The following is a 1,966-nucleotide window of genomic DNA, read 5'->3' as shown; positions in this document are numbered from 1 at the left end:
CGGGCGTCGGGCTGGATGCCGGTCGGACGCCGCAAGCGCAGCTTCGTGTTCCGGCGCGGGCAGGGGCACGAGCACAAAGATCATCCGGTGTTGCTCAGCTATGGCAGCGGCGCCTCGACGTTGACGATCGAGGGGCGCGAGATCGCGTTCGCGTCGTCGGCGAATGGTGAAGGCTTCGATCTGCAGTTGGATGGCGTGCGCTCGCGCATCGCGGCGGTGGTCGACGGGCACGAATTGTACGTCCGCACGAAGAACGGCCGGTTCGACCTGCACCTCGTCGATCCATTTGGCGGCGAGAGCGAGGAGGCCGTCGGCGAAGACAAGATCGTCGCGCCGCTGCCCGGCACCGTTGTGGCGCTGCTCGCGGAGGTCGGCGCCAAGCTCGACAAGGGCACCGCCATCCTGACGCTCGAAGTGATGAAGATGGAGCAAACCCTGCGCGCACCGTTTGCCGGCACGCTGAAGGCGATCAGATGTAAGGTCGGCGATATCGTCGCCGAAGGCGCCGAGCTAGCGGAGCTCGAGGCCGACGCAGAATAGTTCATTCTCCGTCATGCCCGGCCTTGTGCCGGGCATCCACGTCTTTATGCGTAGTAGCGCCGAAGGCGTGGATGGCCGGGACGAGCCCGGCCATGACGAGGTACGTGGAGTCATTCAATGACCGACACTATCCGCATCGTCGAAGTCGGCCCGCGCGACGGGCTGCAGAACGAGAAGACGCCGGTCAGCGTCGCGGACCGCGTTGCGTTCGTGGAGGCGTTGGTCGCAGCCGGACTACACACTGTCGAAGTCGGCGCATTCGTGTCGCCCAAGGCGGTGCCGCAAATGCAAGGCTCCGATGAGGTGCTGCGCGCGTCGCTGAAACTGCCCGGCGAATTCCACGTGCTGGTACCCAATGAAAAGGGCTACGAGGCCGCGCGCGCAGCCGGCGCGCAGGTGATCGCAGTGTTTGCCTCGGCGTCGGAAGGCTTCTCCCGTGCCAACATCAATTGCACAGTCGCGGAGTCGATCGAGCGCTTCAAGCCGGTGATCGCGCGCGCCAAGGCCGACGGCGTCAAGGTGCGCGGCTACGTGTCCTGCGTGCTCGGCTGTCCGTTCGACGGCGACGTACCGGTGCAGGCGGTGGTCGACGTCACGACCACGCTGCGCGACCTCGGCTGCTACGAGGTCTCGCTCGGCGACACCATCGGGGTCGGTACACCGAAGAAAGTGCGCGGGCTGCTGCGTGCGTGTGCCGACGCGGTGCCAATGGCGTCGCTGGCGATGCACTTCCACGACACCTACGGCCAGGCGCTCGCCAATCTCTACGCCGGCCTGGAAGAGGGGGCCCGCGTCATCGACTCAGCCGCCGGCGGCCTCGGCGGCTGCCCCTACGCGCCCGGCGCAACGGGCAACGTCGCCACCGAGGACGTCGTGTACATGCTCGAGGGTATGGGCGTGGCGATGGGGGTCGACATGGATAGGCTGATTGCCGCCACCAACGGCATCGCGTCACTGCTCGGCCGCCCGCCCGTCAGCCGCGTCGTCAATGCGCTGAACGCGAAGCAGAAGCGCGCCGGTTAGTTTGTAGGGTGGGCTGAGCGAAGCGAAGCCCACGCGGACCAGCTTTGCTCGTGGGCACGGCGCTACGCGCCTTTGCCCACCCTACGGTCGCTGAGCAATCACCGACCTATCTCCCATCCGGCCCCATCACCAGATCCGGCAGTCCGGTCGAGATGCCCGGGAAGATGCACAGCAGCAGCACCGCCAGCATCATCAGCAGCACGAACGGGAGCGTGCCCCAGATGACGTCGCGCAGCGGGATGTCGGGGGCGACGTTGCGGATGACGAAGATGTTGAGGCCGACCGGCGGGTGGATCAGCCCCATCTCCATCACGATGGTCATCACCACGCCGAACCAGATGATGTCGAAATTGGCGGCGCGGAGCGGCGGCAGGATGATCGGCGCGGTCATCAGGATGATGGA

General features: G+C 66.3%; 3 protein-coding genes. 2 read left to right on the top strand and 1 reads right to left on the bottom strand.

The window, feature by feature from the left end; translation table 11 throughout:
• The coding region (locus tag I5M_RS05230; RefSeq protein WP_283804861.1) for a biotin/lipoyl-containing protein at positions 1-540 on the top strand (540 nt) is incomplete at its 5' end.
• Between the two features lie 117 nt (positions 541-657).
• Positions 658-1,563 carry a hydroxymethylglutaryl-CoA lyase gene (locus I5M_RS05220; RefSeq protein WP_022720443.1) on the top strand — a complete coding sequence of 302 codons (906 nt, stop codon included), beginning with the start codon at positions 658-660 and terminating at the stop codon, positions 1,561-1,563.
• A gap of 106 nt (positions 1,564-1,669) precedes the next feature.
• On the opposite strand, the gene I5M_RS05215 is transcribed toward I5M_RS05220, so the two are convergent.
• A partial coding sequence (locus I5M_RS05215) for a TRAP transporter large permease subunit (protein WP_031335444.1) occupies positions 1,670-1,966 on the bottom strand: 297 nt, incomplete at its 5' end.

This window comes from Rhodopseudomonas sp. B29 (assembly GCF_000333455.1).
In the GTDB taxonomy this organism is placed as follows: Bacteria; Pseudomonadota; Alphaproteobacteria; order Rhizobiales; family Xanthobacteraceae; genus Rhodopseudomonas.
This window is presented reverse-complemented; position numbering and strand designations above follow the sequence as displayed.

Excerpts from the sequence above, each read along its gene's own strand:
- I5M_RS05220 (WP_022720443.1), top strand. The coding sequence starts at position 658 with ATGACCGACACTATCCGCATCGTCGAAGTCGGCCCGCGCGACGGGCTG.